We start from the raw sequence: 16,215 nt of genomic DNA on the forward strand, positions 1-16,215 counted from the left end.
GAGGGCGCTCGGCGGACCGGGTATGGGGTGGGTCAGCGGGTCAGGCGGTGGGCGTCCGTCAGGTGGCGGACGGCCGTGGCGTACTCGCCGGACGCCAGGGCGTGGTCGGCGTCCGCGGTGCGGGCCACCGCCCGCGCCGGGGCGCGGTCGCCGGCCCTCAGCAGGGCGCTCTGGGCGATGTCGCGGGCGACCGAGACCAGTTCGTCCGCCTGGAGGTAGGTGTCCGTGCGGGACTTCTCCAAGAGGGCGGCGGCCTTGCCCAGTGCCTTCAGCACCGCGTCCGCGTTCCGTACCGAGCCGTCGGCGCCGAAGTGGGAGCGCTTCAGCGCCAGGGTCAGGTGGACGGCCGCCGCGCGGGACGTGCCGTCGCGGCGGCGGTCCAGCAGGTCGTCGCGGACGTCGGCCAGGCGGTCGCGGGCGCTGTCGGTGCGCAGCCCCCAGCCGTACGGGTACAGCGGGGCGTACTCCTTGTCGCCGACGTTGACCGGCACCTGCTCGGCCGAGCGCGGCCAGCTCACCGGCAGTCGTCCGGTGAAGGGACGCTCGCCGAACAGGGTGTCGGCCACGCCCGTGCCCTCGCTGCCCGGCAGCCAGGAGGCCACCAGGGCGTCGATGTCGCCGAGGCGGTCGGTGACGATCTGCGGGCGGCCGGAGACGATCAGCACCGCGCAGTCCATGGCGCCGCAGACGGTGTCGATCGCCTTCTTGTCGGCCTCGGACAGTTCCAGGTCGTGGCCGTTGCCGACGTCGCCGATGCCCTCGGCGTACGGGGTCTCGCCGACCACCACGACGCCGACCTCGTGTCCCTCGGTGGGGGCGGAGGCGTCCTCGCTGAAGGTGACCGACGCGTCGGGCGCGATCTCGCGGATGCCCTCGGCGATGGTGGTGCCCTCGGTGATGTCGCCGGAGTGGCCCTGCCAACTGATGGTCCAGCCGCCCGCCTGGTTGCCCAGGTCGTCGGCGTTGGACCCGGCGACGTAGAGCTTCTCGTCGCCCTTCAACGGCAGCAGGTCGCCGTCGTTCTTCAGCAGCACCTGGGAGTCGGCGGCGGCCTCGCGGGCCGTCTTCCGGTGCTGGGCGGAGCCGACGTCGTCCAGGTGGGTGCGGTCGGTGTAGGGCTTCTCGAAGAGGCCGAGCTGGAACTTCTTGGTGAGGATGCGGGCGACGGCGTCGTCGATCCGGGACATCGGGACCGCGCCGGAGTCGACCTGCTCCCGCAGGGTGGCGGTGAAGGTCTTGTAGTCGTACGGGACCATGATCATGTCGAGGCCGGCGTTGATCGAGGTCCGCACGTCGGAGGCGTAGTCGCCGGGGATCTGGTCGATGGCCTGCCAGTCGCTGATCACGAAGCCGTCGAAGCCGAGCTTCTTCTTGAGGACTCCGGTGATCAGGTCGGCGTGGGCGTGCATCTTGACCGGCCCCTCACCGTCCCCGAGGAAGTCGACGCTGGAGAAGGACGGCATCACCGTTCCCACGCCCTCGTCGATCGCCTCGACGAACGGGGCGATGTGGACGGCCTCCAGCTCCTTCCTGGTCGTCCGGGTGATGCCCTGGTCGATGGTGTAGGTGCCGGTGGTGGACGAGCCGTACTCGGTGCCGCCGTCGCCGACGTAGTGCTTGGCGGTGGCCAGCACCCGGTCGGCGTCCTTCAGGTCGCTTCCGTCGGCGGCGCCCTGGTAGCCCTCGACGGCGGTGGCCAGTCGGGTGACCAGGGCCGGGTCCTCGGAGAACGCCTCGTAGGCGCGTCCCCAGCGCTCGTCGCGGCTGACGCACAGGCAGGGGCTGAAGTTCCAGGGGACGCCGGTGGCGCGGACCTCCTTGGCGGTGGCGTGTGCCGCGTCCCTCACCAGCTTCGGGTCGCGGGCGGCGCCGAGGCCGGTGTTGTGCGGGAAGATCGTCGCGCCGACGACGTTGTTGTGGCCGTGGACGGCGTCGACACCGTAGATCAGCGGGATCTGCAACCGCGTCTGCTGGGCGCGCAGTTGGAAGCCGTCGATCATGTCGGCCCAGGCTTCGGGGGTGTTGGGCGTCGGGTTGGAGCCGCCGCCGGAGAGCAGGGAGCCGAGCGCGTGGTCGGCGATGTCGTCCTGGGCGGCCAGAGCGGCGCGTTCGGCCTGCGTCATCTGGCCGATCTTCTCGTCCACCGTCATCCGGGAGAGCAGGTCCTTCACCCGCTTCTCCACCGGGAGGCCCGGGTTCTGGTAGGGCAGGCCGTGGGCGTCGATGACGACGGTCGGCAGGTCGTCGGGCGCGCGGGCGCCGTCGACGGAGAGGGTGATGGGGATGGTCTTGGCGGTGGCGGCCTTGGCGGCGCGCTTGGTGGTGACGGTGAAGGTCTTCGCCGTTCCCGAGGGGGTGCCCGCGGGGAAGGTGAGAGTGCCCTCGACGGGGGTGTAGTCCTTCCCGGCTCGTGCGGTGCCCTCGCCGGTGCCGTAGGTGACGGTGACCGGTTCCGCCAGCGGCTTGTCCCCGGTGGTGCCCACCGACACCCGCACGGTGGCGGTGCCGCCGTGGGCCACGGTGTAGACGGGTTTGTCGGTGGCGACGCGGGCCCGGGTGCCGCCCACGCCGTACAGCTCGACCTGGTCGAACTCCAGGGTGCCGGACGCGGCGGGCAGGTTGACGGCGTAACCCCACATGTCCGTCAGTTCCAGCACCCCGTCGGAGGGGGCGCCGGCCGGTTGATAGTCGGGGCGGCGGACGAAGTCCTCGAAGGGGGTGCGGACCTGCTTCCAGCCGTCGGTGTCGTCGGTGAAGTAGCCGGCCCACAGTTCGGCCTGTCCGGCGTTCGGGCCGCCGTCCTTGACCTCGAACTGGACCCGCTTCCCGCTGCCGGTGCCCTTCACCCAGAAGGACAGGCCCTCGTGTCCGCTCCAGTCCTCCGTGGTGGACAGGGAGTGGTCGAAGCCGCCCCAGGCGGAGATGTCGTACGTCACGCGCATGGCCTTGTTGCCGACGTTCGCTCCGGGGCGGGCCTCGGCGGCGATCTGGTCGATCGTCGGGGTGTCCGCCGCGTTGCTGCCGTAGGTGCCGATCGGCCCGGGGAAGGCGGAGTCGAAGTCGTCCAGAGTGCGGGTCTGTTCGGCGGCCGTCGCGGCGGGCACCAGCCCGGAGGCGAGGAGGGCGAGCAGGGCGCCGAGGGTTCCGACGGCGGTTCGTTTCCGTCGGCGGCGGTCCGGTCTTCCGTGTAATGGCTGTCCCATGGCGGCTCCCGTCGGGCACGGTCCTATGTCACGGTCTTCAGTCTTCACTGGTTGAACGGAATCGTGGTGCGTGTGCGGCTTGGTACGCACCGCGCCGATCATGTATGCGCCCTGGCGGGGCGTCAAGACACTTGATACGTAAACTTCTTGGAGACCGGCTTCGGGACGCCGTCGCGGCGGGTCGGGAGCTGGGAGCGCTCTCTCGACGGGGACGGCCCCCGGAGGGCGGAGCCGTCCGCCCTCCGGGAGACCGTCGCGGAGTCAGGTCTTCCGCCGCGCTCCCGGTGCGAGGAGCGCCGGCGCCGGTCGGCCGGAGTCGTCGCGGAAGGCGCGCGTCCCACTGTGCGGCGTGTCCCGCGCACCGTCCTCGCTGCCCTCACTCGTGCGGGTAACGGACCCCTGTGCGTTCCCGGACGGCGTCCATCGTCTCCATCACGGCGAGGGTTCCGTCCAGGGGGACGAGCGGGGACTCCGTCTCCTTCTCCCGCAGGCAGCGCATCACCTCCGCCGCCTCGTGGGTGTAGCCGGCGCCGGGCCGCGCCTCGGGCAGGCGGATCTCCTCGGGCTCCCGTCCCACGCGGTGCAGGACGAAGCTCTCCGGGTGGAAGAAGCCGTGCGGCAGCTCGACGCGTCCCTCGGTGCCGCTCACGGCCGCCACGGTGGGGGTGGCGGAGGCGATGGAGCACGAGAGGGTGGCGACGGCCCCGCCGTCGTACCCCAGGAGGACGCCGGTGGTCTCGTCCACGCCTTCGGGCGTCAGGTGTGCCCAGGCGGCGACGGAGGCGGGGGCACCGAGGACCAGGTGGGCGAACGACACCGGGTAGACGCCCAGGTCCAGCAGAGCGCCGCCGCCCAGCCGGGGGTCGCGCAGTCGGTGGGAGGCGTCCACCGGCGCGACGATGCCGAAGTCCGCGTGCACCGAGCGGACCTCGCCGATCGCGCCGTCGGCGATGAGGTCGAGCATGCGCCGGATCACCGGGTTGCAGTAGGTCCACATGGCCTCCATCAGGAAGACCCGTCTGCGGCGCGCCAGTTCGACCAGGCGCCGGGCCTGGGCGAGGTTGAGGGTGAGCGGCTTCTCGCACAGCACCGCCTTGCCGGCCTCCAGGCAGACCTCGGCGGCCTCCAGGTGGGCCGAGTGGGGAGTGGCGACGTAGATGACATCGATGTCCGGGTCGGCGGCGAGCTCCTTCCAGCTTCCGTACGCCCGGGGGATGCCGTGCTCCTCGGCGAAGCGGCGGGCGGATTCCTCCGAGCGCGATCCCACGGCCGTGATCTCGCCCTCGGGCAGCGTCGCCAAGTCCCTGGCGAACGCGTGGGCTATGCCGCCGGTGGCGAGGATGCCCCATCGGATCGTGTCGTCCCTGTGTGCCATGCGCTCTCCCGGTCGGGGGTCGGTGTGTCGCGCCTCACCCTACGGGCGTCGCCACGCGTGCGCCGCGACCGTCCATGTCCGGCGGCCCGTCAGCTCCGGGCGGTGGCGGGGCTCTCACCGCCCCCGCGCCGGAGCGCCCCCGCCGGGGAGCGGACCGTCCCCCCCCTCGGCAAGGAGTGAACGTCGGGGCGGCCGGGGCTACGGTGGGACCGTGCTCCTGCTGCTGATGTCCGACACCCACCTGCCCAAGCGCGCCAAGCGGCTGCCCGAGGAGCTGTGGGCACGTGTGACGGAGGCCGATGTGGTGATCCACGCCGGGGACTGGGTGGACGCCGCCACCCTCGATCTCCTCCAGGAGCGGTCGCGGCGCCTGATCGGCGTGTACGGCAACAACGACGGTCCCGAGCTGCGCGCCCGACTGCCGGAGGTGGCCCGCGCGGAGCTGGGCGGGCTGCGGTTCGGCGTCGTTCACGAGACGGGGCCGAAGCGGGGGCGGGAGAAGCGGTGCGCCGAGCGGTTCCCCGATCTGGACGTGTTGGTCTTCGGGCACAGCCACATCCCGTGGGACACCACGGCCGAGCGGGCCGACGGCGGCGTCCTGCGGCTGCTCAATCCCGGTTCGCCCACCGACCGTCGTGCCCAGCCGCACTGCACCTACATGACGGCGGTGGTGGCGGCGGGACGGCTGCGCGACGTCGAACTGCACCGGCTGCCGCCCCGCCGCTGAGCGCCGTCGGTGTCGGAGCCGGCAGCCGCGTCGGCGGCTCCGCAACCGCGTGTCCGTGTGCCCGCGTGTCCCTGTGTCCGCGTGTTCCGGGAGTCGGGCCGCGTCCGCCGGGAAACAGACTCGGGGAACGGGGAGCGACGAGGAACGGAGGTCCGATGGAGGACTGGTGGATCGCGCTCGTCGCCGTCGGCGCGGTGGCCGCGGTCGCGATGCTCGCCGCCGCGGCCGTCCTCCTGGTGAGGGTCGTGCGGGCCTACCGGCTGCTGCGGAGCGAGGACGTCCCGGTGGGCACCAAGGCCGCGTTCTGGGGCGCGGTCGTCTACACGCTGTTCCCGTTGGACCTGCTCCCGGACCCGGTGTACCTGGACGACATCGGCCTGTTGGCGCCGGTCCTCCACCATCTGGGGAAGGCCGCCCGACGGTACGGACGGCCCCCGCGGGACGACCTCTGACGCCGAGCGGGCCGGTCGGCGCGGGCGGACACTCTCGGACAGCGCGGCGGACCGCGCATACGCTCGTCGCATGCGAGCGGAGGACACAGTCAGGGTGATCGACCTCAACGCCGATCTCGGCGAGGGTTTCGGACGCTGGCGGCTCACCGACGACGCGGGGCTGCTCTCCGTCGTCAGCAGCGCCAACGTCGCGTGCGGCTTCCACGCCGGCGACCCCTCCACCATGCGACGGGTGTGCGCGGAGGCCGCCGAGCGGGGCGTGACGATCGGCGCGCAGGTCTCCTACCGGGACCTGGCGGGGTTCGGGCGGCGGGCGATGGAGGTTCCCGAGGACGAGTTGGCGGACGAGATCGCCTACCAGATCGGCGCGTTGCGGGTCTTCGCCGAGGCCGCCGGGACGCGCGTGGCGTACGTCAAGCCGCACGGCGCGCTCTACAACCGCACGGTGCGCGACGAGACCCAGGCGCGGGCGGTGGTGACGGGGACGCTGCTGGCCGGCGGGGGGCTGCCGGTGCTGGGGCTGCCCGGTTCGCTGCTGCTGGGGGCGGCCGAGGAGGCCGGACTGCCCACGGTCGCCGAGGCGTTCGCCGACCGCGGCTACACCCCGCGGGGAACGCTGGTGCCGCGCCGGGAGCCGGGCGCGGTGCTCCACGACGCGGACGCCGTGGTCGCCCAGGCGCTGGACATCGCGTTGCGCGGCGAGGTGACCGCCGCCGGCGGCGGTCGGGTGGCCACCGGCGCCCGGTCGCTGTGCGTGCACGGCGACACCCCGGGCGCCGTCGCGCTCGCCCGGCGGGTGCGGGAGGCCCTGGAGGCGGCCGGGGTGCGGATCGAGGCGTTCGCATGAGGGTGCTGCCGATGGGCCGGCGTGCCCTGCTGGTGGAGGTGGACGACACCGGGCAGGCCCACGCGCTCCACGCCGAACTGGTGCGGATGCGGGAGGCGGGCGAGCTGCCCGAGTCGGTGGAGATCGTCCCGGCGGCGGTCACCGTCCTGCTGGACGGCCTCCGGGACCCCCGGGCGCTGGCGGACCGGCTGCGGCACCACGAGGTGCCGGAGGTCGCCCGTGAGGATGCCGCGTCGGTGGTGCTGCCGGTGCGCTACGACGGGCCCGACCTGGCCGAGGTCGCCTCGCTGTGGGGGGTGGACGTGGCGGAGGTGGCCGAGATCCACGCGCGCACCGAGTTCCGGGTCGCGTTCTGCGGGTTCGCGCCCGGCTTCGCGTACCTGACCGGGCTGCCCGAGTCCCTGCACGTGCCCCGACGGGCGACGCCCCGCACCGCGGTGCCGGCCGGCTCGGTCGGTCTGGCCGGGCCCTACACGGGCGTCTACCCGCGCACCTCCCCCGGCGGTTGGCGGCTCGTCGGCCGGACCGACGCCGTGCTGTGGGACGTCTCGCGGGAACCGGCCGCGCTGCTGACGCCGGGCACCCGGGTGCGTTTCGAGGCCGTCGAGGCCGTCCCGTGACGGGCGGGGAGGCGGGCGGCGTGCCGGGGACCGGCGGCGTGCTGGAGGTGGTGCGGGCCGGGGCGCTGACCACCGTGCAGGACCTGGGGCGGGTGGGCCACGCCCATCTGGGGGTGCCGCGCTCGGGGGCTCTGGACGCTCCCGCGCACCGGCTCGCCAACCGTCTGGTGGGCAACCCGGAGGACGCCGCCACGCTGGAGACGACCCTCACCGGCTGCGCGGTGCGCGCCGAGCGTCCCGTGGTCGTGGCGGTGACGGGCGCTCCGTGCGCGGTGCGGATCGACGGCCGTCCGGCGCCGTGGGGCGCGGCGGTGCGGGTGCCGGCCGGGGCCGTGCTGGACGTCGGCGCCGCGCGGCCCGGGGTGCGCGGCTATCTGGCCGTGGCGGGCGGCATCGCGGTCGAGCCGGTGCTCGGCAGCCGCTCCACCGATCTGCTCTCCGGGCTCGGCCCCGCGCCGCTCGCCGAAGGGACGCGGCTGCCGGTGGGCGAGCCGGCCGGGCCCGTCCCCCGGACCGACGCCGCCCCGGCTCCGGGGCCGCCGGTGGGGGAACTGGTGCTGCCGCTGGTGCTCGGGCCGCGCGACGACTGGTTCACCCCCGCCGCGCTGCGCACCCTGGCCCGCGCGACGTACCGGGTGTCCAGCGCGAGCAACCGCATCGGTCTGCGCACGGAGGGGCCGGCCCTGGAGCGGGCCGGGGCTGGCGAACTGCCCAGCGAGGGCATGGTGTCGGGCGCGGTACAGGTGCCGCCGGACGGCCGGCCGGTGGTCTTCCTCGCCGACCATCCGACGACGGGCGGCTATCCGGTCGTCGGCGTGGTGCCCGAGGAGGCGCTGGCCGCCGCCGCGCAGGCGGTCCCCGGCCTCCCGGTGCGGTTCGTCCTCCTGCGGCACTGAGGTTCGGGGCCGGGGCCGGGGCGGTCGGGCGGGGGCGAGGAACGCCCGTGCCGTGGCGCCCTCACTGCGTCCGCTTGCCGTGGGACTCCTCCCCCGGTCCCACCTCCCTCTCCTTGGCCTCCTCGGTGTCGGTGCCGTGGGCCTCGACGCCCTTGAGGGGTTCGCCCTCGACGGTCCCGCCGCCGGAGTAGCCCTCCGCGGCGCTCGCCGTGCCCGGCACGACGCCGGGCCGGGGCTGCGTCTCCCGTCCGGAGTGGGCGCCGGGTCCCCGGTCGGCCGGGTCCCTCCGGTCGTCCCTGTCCTTGCCCTTGTCGTCCTGGTCGTCCATCGTCGTGGTCCTCGCCGTGTGGTCGTGTTCCGGTGCACGGCGCAGGTACCCGCCGGTCGCGCCCGGAAACGGACGGCGTCCCCGCCGCGGGACCTGCCGCGGCGGGGCGGCCGGACGGTCGGGCGTCCGGCCCGGAGGAGGGACGGCCGGAGGTTCAGTTCATCCGGACGCCGACGATGCAGGTGTCGTCGTCGGTGTCGGCGTTGCTGTAGGTCAGCATCCGGTCCAGGCGCTGCTCCAGCGTGGCCTCGGGGTCCTGTACGACGGTCATGAGCTGGTCCAGGGACTCCTGGAGGGAGCGGTCCCGGCGTTCGATCAGGCCGTCGGTGTACATCAGCAGGATGTCGCCGCTCTCCAGCTTCAGCGACTCCTCCTCGTACGTGGCCTCGGGGAGGGCGCCGAGGAGGATGCCGCCGACCAGGGGCAGCGCGGCGGCATCCTGCTCGCGCACCAGGACCGGCGGGGGGTGTCCGGCCCTGGCCCAGCGCAGGACCCGCGTTTCGGGGTCGTAGATGCCGCAGACCGCGGTGGCGGTGACGTTCTCGGTGAGGTGGTGGGCGACGGTGTTCAGCCAGGCCAGGATCTGGGCGGGGCCCGCGCCGGTGGTGGCCAGGCCGCGCAGCGCGTTGCGGAGCACCACCATGCCGGTGGCCGCTTCGATGCCGTGGCCCGCCACGTCGCCGACGGACAGCAGGACCTGGCGGGAGGGCAGGACGACGGCGTCGTACCAGTCGCCGCCCACCAGGTGGTCCTCCTCCGCGGGCCGGTAGCGGACGGCGATGTGCAGGCCCTCGGCCTCTATGGGGCCTCGGGTGGGCGGCATGATGGCGCGCTGCAACTGGAGCGCCATGCGGTTGCGTTCGGCGGCCTGCTGTTCGGTCTGGGCCAGTTGGTCGCGGGTGGCGCCCAGCGCGACCTCGGTCCAGTGCTGGGCCGAGACGTCCTGGCAGGCGCCGCGCACCACGACGAGTCGTCCCTCCGCGTCCAGGGCGGGTTCGGCGACCACGCGGATGTGCCGCACGATTCCGTCGGCCCGCTGGAGGCGGAAGGCCGCGGAGGCGGGACGGCGGTGGTGCAGCAGGGTGCGCAGGAAGCGCCCGATGGTGGCCTCGTCGTCGGGGTGGGTGTGGGTGGGCAGTTGTTCCAGGGGGATGGGCGAGGCGCCCTGCGGCAGTCCGTGGAGGGCGAAGAGCTGGCTGTTCCAGACGATCTCGCCGGTGACGAGGTTCTCCTCGAAGCCGCCGATGCGGCCCAGGCGCTGGGCGTGTTGCAGCACGCGCGCCAGTCGGGCGGCCTCGTCCTGCACGCGCCAGATGAGCAGTACGTTCTCGCCGTGCCGGCTGATGCTGACGCTCGCCTCCACCGTCAGCGGCACCTGGCCGACCAGCGCGCGCAGCGCCATCCGCTCGGCGCGGAAGGGCTCGCCGGTGGCGTGGACGTGCTCGATCTTCTCGAACAGGCCGCTCTCGCCCATCGCCATCGGGTACGCCTCCAGCAGCAGCGCTCCGGCGACGGCGCTGCGCGGACGTCCCACCGGGTCGACGAAGTGGCTGCTGACGTGGTGGATTCGGAAGTCGACGAGCCGGCCCTCGCCGTCCAGGTGGGGCACCAGCACCAGGGCGGAGTCCAGCAGGCCGTCGGCGAAGTCCACCAGTTCCGGGATGCCGGGGGGCCGCACCTGCTGGGGGCCGCCGGGGCCGTAGGCGGGCGGGGCCGGGGAGTGGGTGTCCAGCGTGTGGGCGCACAGCTCGGCCAGCGCCTCGATCTGCCGCTCCACCTGCGGGGGCTGTGGTTCCAGCGGGCCGGGCCAGCAGATCTCCAGGACGCCCAGGATGCGTCCGCCGGTGCCCGCGGGGGTCGTCACCCGGCAGCCGTCGGGCGCCTGCCGCCGTCCCAGCGTGGGCAGCCCGGCCTCGGCGGGGGACGGGAACCACACGGTGCGGCGTTCGGTGAGGGCCCGGCGGGCGGGCGTGGCCACCCCGGGGGGCACGTAGTGCCACCGGGCGGCCTCCTCCGCGGCGAAGCCCGCGCAGCCGGCCAGGGTGAGGGAGGCGTCGGTGCCGGCGGCCCAGATGGCCACCGCCGTGGCGCCCAGCGGGGACAGCGCGTGTTCCAGGAGGGACTCGGCGACGGCCTGGGTGTCGCTCGCGGCCAGCGCGCCGCTCTCCGCGGTGCGCAGCCGCACCGACAGCGAGGTGGCGTCCTTCCGCTCGGACGTCCGGCCCCCGCCGTTCTCCCAGTCCTCCCCGGCTCGGGTGAGGAAGTCGCGGGCGGCCTCGGTGAGGCGGTCGCGGGACGCCTGGTCGATGAGGTCGGCGGCCAGTTCGAGCCGGGAGACGCCGGCCTGGTCGGCGAGGACGGCCAGTTGCCTGGCGGCCTGCGCCGGTCCGCAGCCCAGCCGTTCGACCAGGATGCCCTTGGCCATCTCGATCAGGGCCCGCCCCTCGGAGGCGGCGTGGGCCTCCCGCACCTCGCGGCGGAGCCGCTCGACCGTGGCGGCCAGCCTGCCGAGGTGCGGGTCGTCGCCGCTCCGCGGGCCCTCGTGGAGCCGCCCCTCGTACAGCCTCTTCTCCTGCCGCGGTCCCTCGTACGGCACCACGGCCGCGGTGTTCCCCCCGGTCGCGTCCGTGCCGGGCGCCCTCCCTTCCGGGACGGCCCGCGGGGCCCCGTCCCGCAGGACGGGCTCGTCCGGCCGCTGGGTCTCCACTGCTGTGCTCCTCGGAAGGTGGTGTTCGACGGGCGGGGGCCGGGTCGCGGTCTAGACGCCCAGGCAGCGTCGGATGCACGCGATGAGGTCGCGGGCGTCCAGCGGCTTGGTGACGTAGTCGTTGGCTCCGGCGGCGAGCGTCTTCTCCCGGTCCCCGGGCATGGCCTTGGCCGTCACCGCGATGATGGGCAGTGCGGCGTGTTCCGGCATCGCCCGGATCGCCGCGGTCGCGGCGTAGCCGTCCATCTCCGGCATCATCACGTCCATCAGGACGAGGTCGACGCCGGGGTGGGCGGTGAGGGCCTCGATGCCCTTGCGGCCGTTGTCGGCGTGGAGCACGTGCATGCCGTGGAGTTCCAGGATGCCGGTGAGGGCGTAGACGTTGCGGGCGTCGTCGTCGACGACGAGCACGGTGCGGCCCGCCAGCGCCTGGTCGATCTCCTTCGGCTCGAACGGCTCGGGCTCCTCGGAGCGGACCAGCGGCAGCACGTCGCCGGGCTCCTCGGCGGAGAGGTGGAGGGCGATGCGCTCGCGCAGTTCGTCCAGGCTGGAGAGCAGTTCCATCGGCCGGTCGTCGGCCCGGGACCGCAGGGCGCGTTCCTGTTCCGGCTCCAGGCGCCGGTTGTTGTGGGCCAGGACCGGGACGCGGCGCAGGGCCGCGTCGCCGTCCATGGCCTCCAGGAAGCGCAGCGCCGTCCCGTCGACCATGTCGAGTTGCAGCACCACGCAGTGGCAGGCCTCCGCGGCGAGCGCGGCGGCGGCCTCCTGCTCGCCGACGGCGGTGACGATCTCCACGGAGCCGTCCGGGTCGTGCCCGCCCTCGGCGAGGTCGGTCACGGCGTTCTCGGCGACCAGGGAGAGCAGGCCGCGGGGGCGGTCCTCGATGACCAGCAGCCGCCGCTTGTGCGGGCGGGGCGGGGTGAGGGTCGCCCGCTCCTCCTCGGGGAGGGTGGGGCCGGACTCCTCGTTCGGGACACCGGCGCTCGAGGGGCCGGCCACCGGGTCGGTGAAGTCGGGGCGCGCCACGGGCAGGTAGAGGGTGAAGGTGCTGCCCTGGTCGGGGACGCTCTCGACGGTGATGGCGCCGCCCAGCAGGTAGGCGATCTCCCGGCTGATGGACAGGCCCAGGCCGGTGCCCCCGTACTTGCGGCTGGTGGTCCCGTCGGCCTGCTGGAAGGCCCCGAAGATGCTCTCCAACTGCTGTTCGGGGATGCCGATGCCGGTGTCCTCCACCCGGAAGGCGATGGCGGAGCCGTGGAGGCGGACCGAGGCGGGCACCTCGGACGGGTCGACCGGTTCGATCCGCAGGCGGACGCTGCCGGACTCGGTGAACTTCACCGCGTTGGACAGGAGGTTCCGCAGCACCTGCCGCAGCCGGGAGTCGTCGGTGAACAGGTCGACGGGGAGGCCGGGCGCGGTGCTGATCGTGAAGTTCAGGCTCTTCTGCGTGGTCAGCGGCCGGAAGGTGGCCTCGACGTAGTCCAGCAGGCGGCGCAGCGGGACGCGTTCGGGGTTGATGTCCATCTTCCCCGCCTCGACCTTGGACAGGTCCAGGATGTCGTTGATCAGTTGGAGCAGGTCGGAGCCCGCGGAGTGGATGATGCCCGCGTACTCGACCTGCTTGGGGGTGAGGTTGCGGGTCGGGTTCTGCGCCAGGAGCTGGGCGAGGATCAGCAGGCTGTTGAGCGGGGTGCGCAGTTCGTGGCTCATGTTGGCCAGGAACTCCGACTTGTACTTCGACGCCAGCGCCAACTGGCGGGCCCGCTCCTCCAGTTCCTGCCGGGCCTGCTCGATCCCCAGGTTCTTGGTCTCGATGTCGCGGTTCTGCGAGGCCAGGAGGGCCGCCTTCTCCTCCAGTTCGGCGTTGGAGCGTTGCAGTTCCTCCTGCTGGACCTGCAACTCCTCGGAGCGTTCCTGGAGTTCGGACGCCAGACGCTGCGACTCCGCCAGCAGTTCGTCGGTGCGGGCGTTGGCGATGATGGTGTTGACGTTGACGCCCACGGTCTCCATGAGCTGACCGAGGAAGTCCTTGTGGACGGCGGTGAAGGGGGTGACCGACGCCAGTTCGATGGCGCCGAGCACCTGGTCCTCCGCGAGGATCGGCAGCACGATCAGGCTGCCGGGCTGGACGGAGCCCAGCCCGGAGGAGACGGTGACGTAGCCGGGGGGCAGGTCGTCGACGCTGATGGTGCGGCGGCTGCGGGCGGCCTGGCCGACCAGGGACTGGCCGAGCCGGAACCGCGGTGTTTCGGCGCCCTCGGTCGTGCCCGGGTGGCCGTAGGAGCCGATGAGGCGCAGTTCGGTCTCGCCGCGGTCGTCCTCCTCGGCGAGGTAGAAGGCGCCGTACTGCGCGTCGACCAGCGGGGTGAGCTCGTCCATGATCAGTTCGGCCACGACCGCCAGGTCGCGGCGTCCCTGCATCAGACCGGAGATGTGGGCCAGGTTGGTCTTGAGCCAGTCCTGTTCCTGGTTGGCCCGGGTGGTCTCGCGCAGGGACTCGACCATGAAGTTGATGTTGTCCTTCAGGTCGGCCACCTCGCCCGAGGCGTCCACGGTGATGGAGCGGGTGAGGTCGCCCTGGGCGACGGCGCTGGTGACCTCCGCGATCGCGCGCACCTGCCGGGTGAGGTTCCCGGCCAGTTCGTTGACGTTCTCCGTCAGGCGCTTCCAGGTGCCGGAGACCCCTTCGACCTCCGCCTGACCGCCGAGCCGGCCCTCGCTGCCGACCTCGCGGGCCACGCGGGTGACCTCCGCGGCGAAGGCCGAGAGCTGGTCGACCATGGTGTTGATGGTGGTCTTCAGCTCCAGGATCTCGCCGCGCGCGTCGACGTCGATCTTGCGGGTGAGATCGCCCTGGGCGACCGCCGTGGTCACCTGGGCGATGTTGCGGACCTGGCCGGTGAGGTTGTTCGCCATCGAGTTGACGTTGTCGGTCAGGTCCTTCCAGGTGCCCGCGACACCCGGCACCCGCGCCTGGCCGCCGAGGATGCCCTCGGTGCCCACCTCGCGCGCCACCCGCGTCACCTCGTCGGCGAACGCCGAGAGCGTGTCCACCATCCGGTTGATCACGTCGGCGAGCGCGGCGACCTCGCCCTTGGCCTCGACGGTGATCTTCTGCGACAGGTCGCCCTGGGCGACCGCCGTGGCGACCTGGGCGATGGAACGCACCTGGTTGGTGAGGTTGTTCGCCATCGAGTTGACGTTGTCGGTCAGGTCCTTCCAGGTGCCGGACGCGCCGCGCACCGTGGCCTGGCCGCCCAGCTTGCCCTCGGTGCCCACCTCGCGCGCCACGCGCGTCACCTCGTCGGCGAACCCGGAGAGCTGGTCGACCATCGTGTTGATGGTCTCCTTCAGCTCCAGGATCTCGCCGCGCGCGTCCACCCGGATCTTCTGCGACAGGTCGCCCTTGGCGACCGCCGTGGCGACCTGGGCGATGTTGCGGACCTGGTTGGTGAGGTTGCCCGCCATGGAGTTGACCGAGTCGGTCAGGTCCCGCCAGGTGCCGGAGACGCCCTTGACGTCCGCCTGACCGCCGAGCCGGCCCTCGGTGCCCACCTCGCGGGCCACGCGCGTCACCTCGTCGGCGAACCCGGAGAGCTGGTCGACCATCGTGTTGATGGTGTTCTTCAGCTCCAGGATCTCGCCGCGCGCGTCGACGGTGATCTTCTGCGACAGGTCGCCCTTGGCGACCGCGGTGGTCACCTGGGCGATGGAACGGACCTGTGTGGTGAGGTTCCCGGCCATGAAGTTGACCGAATCCGTCAGGTCCCGCCAGGCCCCGCCGACGCCCGGCACCCGGGCCTGACCGCCGAGCCGGCCCTCGCTGCCGACCTCGCGGGAGACCCGCGTCACCTCGGAGGTGAACAGCGACAGTTGGTCCACCATGCCGTTGAACACCGTGGCGATCTCGCCGAGGAGGCCGTCGGTGCCGTCCGGCAGCCGGGTCCCGAAGTCCCCGTCCCGGACGGCGGTCAGTCCGGCCAGGAGCCGGCGCAGCTCCTCCTCCCCCGCCTCGCCCACGCTCCGCGCGCCGCCCCCGGCGCGCCCTTGGGGGCGAGCCTCGCCGGCCGTGGTGTCAACCATCTCCGCCCTCGTTCCGTCCGTCCGCCACCAGGTCCCACCCCGTACGGCGGCCCTGCCCGTCGCACCGACGGGCAGGGCCGTTCCACGCTTGCGAAACCGCATGCTTGCAGTGCGGCAAGCATGCGGAACACGGCGAGATTACCCCACCTCCCAAAGTGCTTTGACTCACTGTTTCGGCCGAGAAATCGGGGGTAGACGCCAGCGGGCACGGGCACTCGCGGCGGCCTCGGTTCCGGTCCCGCCGGCGGCCTGCCCTCCGCCGCTCACTCGTCCAGGGCGAACGAGCCGTAGCGGGGCCGTCCCGCCGCGCGGTAGGTGTGGATCGCCACGCCGGTGCCGGTCGTCCTGCTGTCGGTCAGCTCCAGTGCGGTCGGCACGGCGCCGTCGTCGAACAGTCGCTTCCCGCTGCCCAGCAGGACGGGGTAGACCAGCAGGCGGTACTCGTCGATGAGGCCGTGCGCCATCAGGCTCCGGGCCAGGGTGCCGCTGCCGTGGATCTGCAGCTCGCCCTCCAGCCGCTCCTTGAGCGCGGCGACCTCCCGCGCCGCGTCGCCCCCGAGCAGCGTGGAGTTGTGCCACTCCACCTTCTCCAGGGTCCGGGAGGCGACGTACTTGGGCAGGGCGTTGAGTTTGGTCGCGATGGGGTCGTCCTCGTCGGTGACGTGCGGCCAGTGGGCGGCGAAGATCTGGTACGTCCTGCGGCCCAGCAGGAAGCCGTCCACCGTGCGGAACACCTCGTCCATGAACCGGCCCATGTCCTCGTCGGCGTAGGGCACCAGCCAGCCGCCGTGCTCGAAACCGCCGTCGCGGTCCTCGTCCGGGCCTCCGGGGGCCTGCACGACCCCGTCCAGGGTCAGGAACTCGGTCAGTGTCAGCTTCGCCATGGTCCTCTTCCTCTTCCTCTCCGCTCGGCTCGGTCCTCTCGGGGTGGGACCCGCCGGCGCGTCGAAACTCATCGGTTCCGCGGTCACGTCCTT

The 16,215-nt window shown here is 73.1% G+C and carries 11 protein-coding genes; 5 read left to right on the forward strand and 6 right to left on the reverse strand.

The genetic code is table 11. The features are described 5' to 3' along the window. Positions 1 to 32 precede the first annotated feature (32 nt). Both IF47_RS0119965 and IF47_RS0119970 read right to left on the reverse strand, forming a co-directional pair. The gene (locus IF47_RS0119965) at positions 33 to 3,203 is read right to left on the reverse strand and encodes a glycoside hydrolase family 3 N-terminal domain-containing protein (protein WP_031510242.1); all 3,171 of its coding nucleotides are present in this window, start codon (positions 3,201 to 3,203) and stop codon (positions 33 to 35) included. A 376-nt stretch (positions 3,204 to 3,579) separates the two neighbouring features. Continuing rightward, positions 3,580 to 4,578, reverse strand: a complete 999-nt coding sequence (locus tag IF47_RS0119970; protein WP_031510243.1) for a Gfo/Idh/MocA family protein — start codon at positions 4,576 to 4,578, stop codon at positions 3,580 to 3,582. Positions 4,579 to 4,789: 211 nt separating this feature from the next. Here IF47_RS0119970 and IF47_RS0119975 point away from each other — a divergent pair, with 211 nt between their 5' ends. From IF47_RS0119975 to IF47_RS0119995, 5 genes are all read left to right on the forward strand, one after another. Next, positions 4,790 to 5,305 carry a metallophosphoesterase family protein gene (locus IF47_RS0119975; RefSeq protein ID WP_031510244.1) on the forward strand — a complete coding sequence of 172 codons (516 nt, stop codon included), beginning with the start codon at positions 4,790 to 4,792 and terminating at the stop codon, positions 5,303 to 5,305. 155 nt (positions 5,306 to 5,460) lie between these two features. Beyond that, positions 5,461 to 5,757: a YkvA family protein gene (locus tag IF47_RS0119980; protein WP_031510245.1), complete on the forward strand. Its 297-nt coding sequence runs from the start codon at positions 5,461 to 5,463 to the stop codon at positions 5,755 to 5,757. A 70-nt stretch (positions 5,758 to 5,827) separates the two neighbouring features. Next, entirely contained in the window at positions 5,828 to 6,604 is a 777-nt protein-coding gene (locus tag IF47_RS0119985) for a LamB/YcsF family protein (RefSeq protein WP_031510246.1), read from the forward strand. After that, positions 6,601 to 7,224, forward strand: a complete 624-nt coding sequence (pxpB, locus tag IF47_RS0119990) for a 5-oxoprolinase subunit PxpB (protein ID WP_031510247.1) — start codon at positions 6,601 to 6,603, stop codon at positions 7,222 to 7,224. Before IF47_RS0119985 ends, pxpB begins: the two co-directional genes overlap by 4 nt. Positions 7,225 to 7,244: 20 nt before the next feature. Beyond that, positions 7,245 to 8,120 (forward strand): 5-oxoprolinase subunit C family protein, encoded by an 876-nt coding sequence (locus tag IF47_RS0119995; RefSeq protein ID WP_169745230.1) that lies wholly within the window; start codon positions 7,245 to 7,247, stop codon positions 8,118 to 8,120. Positions 8,121 to 8,181: 61 nt separating this feature from the next. Here the strand turns inward: IF47_RS0119995 and IF47_RS0120000 are convergent, their stop codons facing one another. The 4 genes from IF47_RS0120000 to IF47_RS0120015 form a co-directional block, all read right to left on the reverse strand. Further along, positions 8,182 to 8,448 (reverse strand): hypothetical protein, encoded by a 267-nt coding sequence (locus IF47_RS0120000; protein WP_078591988.1) that lies wholly within the window; start codon positions 8,446 to 8,448, stop codon positions 8,182 to 8,184. Between the two features lie 154 nt (positions 8,449 to 8,602). Further along, the gene (locus tag IF47_RS0120005; protein WP_037732995.1) at positions 8,603 to 11,011 is read right to left on the reverse strand and encodes a SpoIIE family protein phosphatase; all 2,409 of its coding nucleotides are present in this window, start codon (positions 11,009 to 11,011) and stop codon (positions 8,603 to 8,605) included. Between the two features lie 195 nt (positions 11,012 to 11,206). After that, the gene (locus IF47_RS0120010; protein WP_051717922.1) at positions 11,207 to 15,238 is read right to left on the reverse strand and encodes a HAMP domain-containing protein; all 4,032 of its coding nucleotides are present in this window, start codon (positions 15,236 to 15,238) and stop codon (positions 11,207 to 11,209) included. Between the two features lie 263 nt (positions 15,239 to 15,501). Continuing rightward, complete coding sequence (locus IF47_RS0120015; protein WP_031510252.1) at positions 15,502 to 16,122, reverse strand: dihydrofolate reductase family protein; 621 nt, start codon at positions 16,120 to 16,122, stop codon at positions 15,502 to 15,504. Positions 16,123 to 16,215 lie beyond the last annotated feature (93 nt).

This window comes from Streptomyces megasporus (genome assembly GCF_000718985.1).
In the GTDB taxonomy this organism is placed as follows: Bacteria; Actinomycetota; Actinomycetes; order Streptomycetales; family Streptomycetaceae; genus Streptomyces; species Streptomyces megasporus.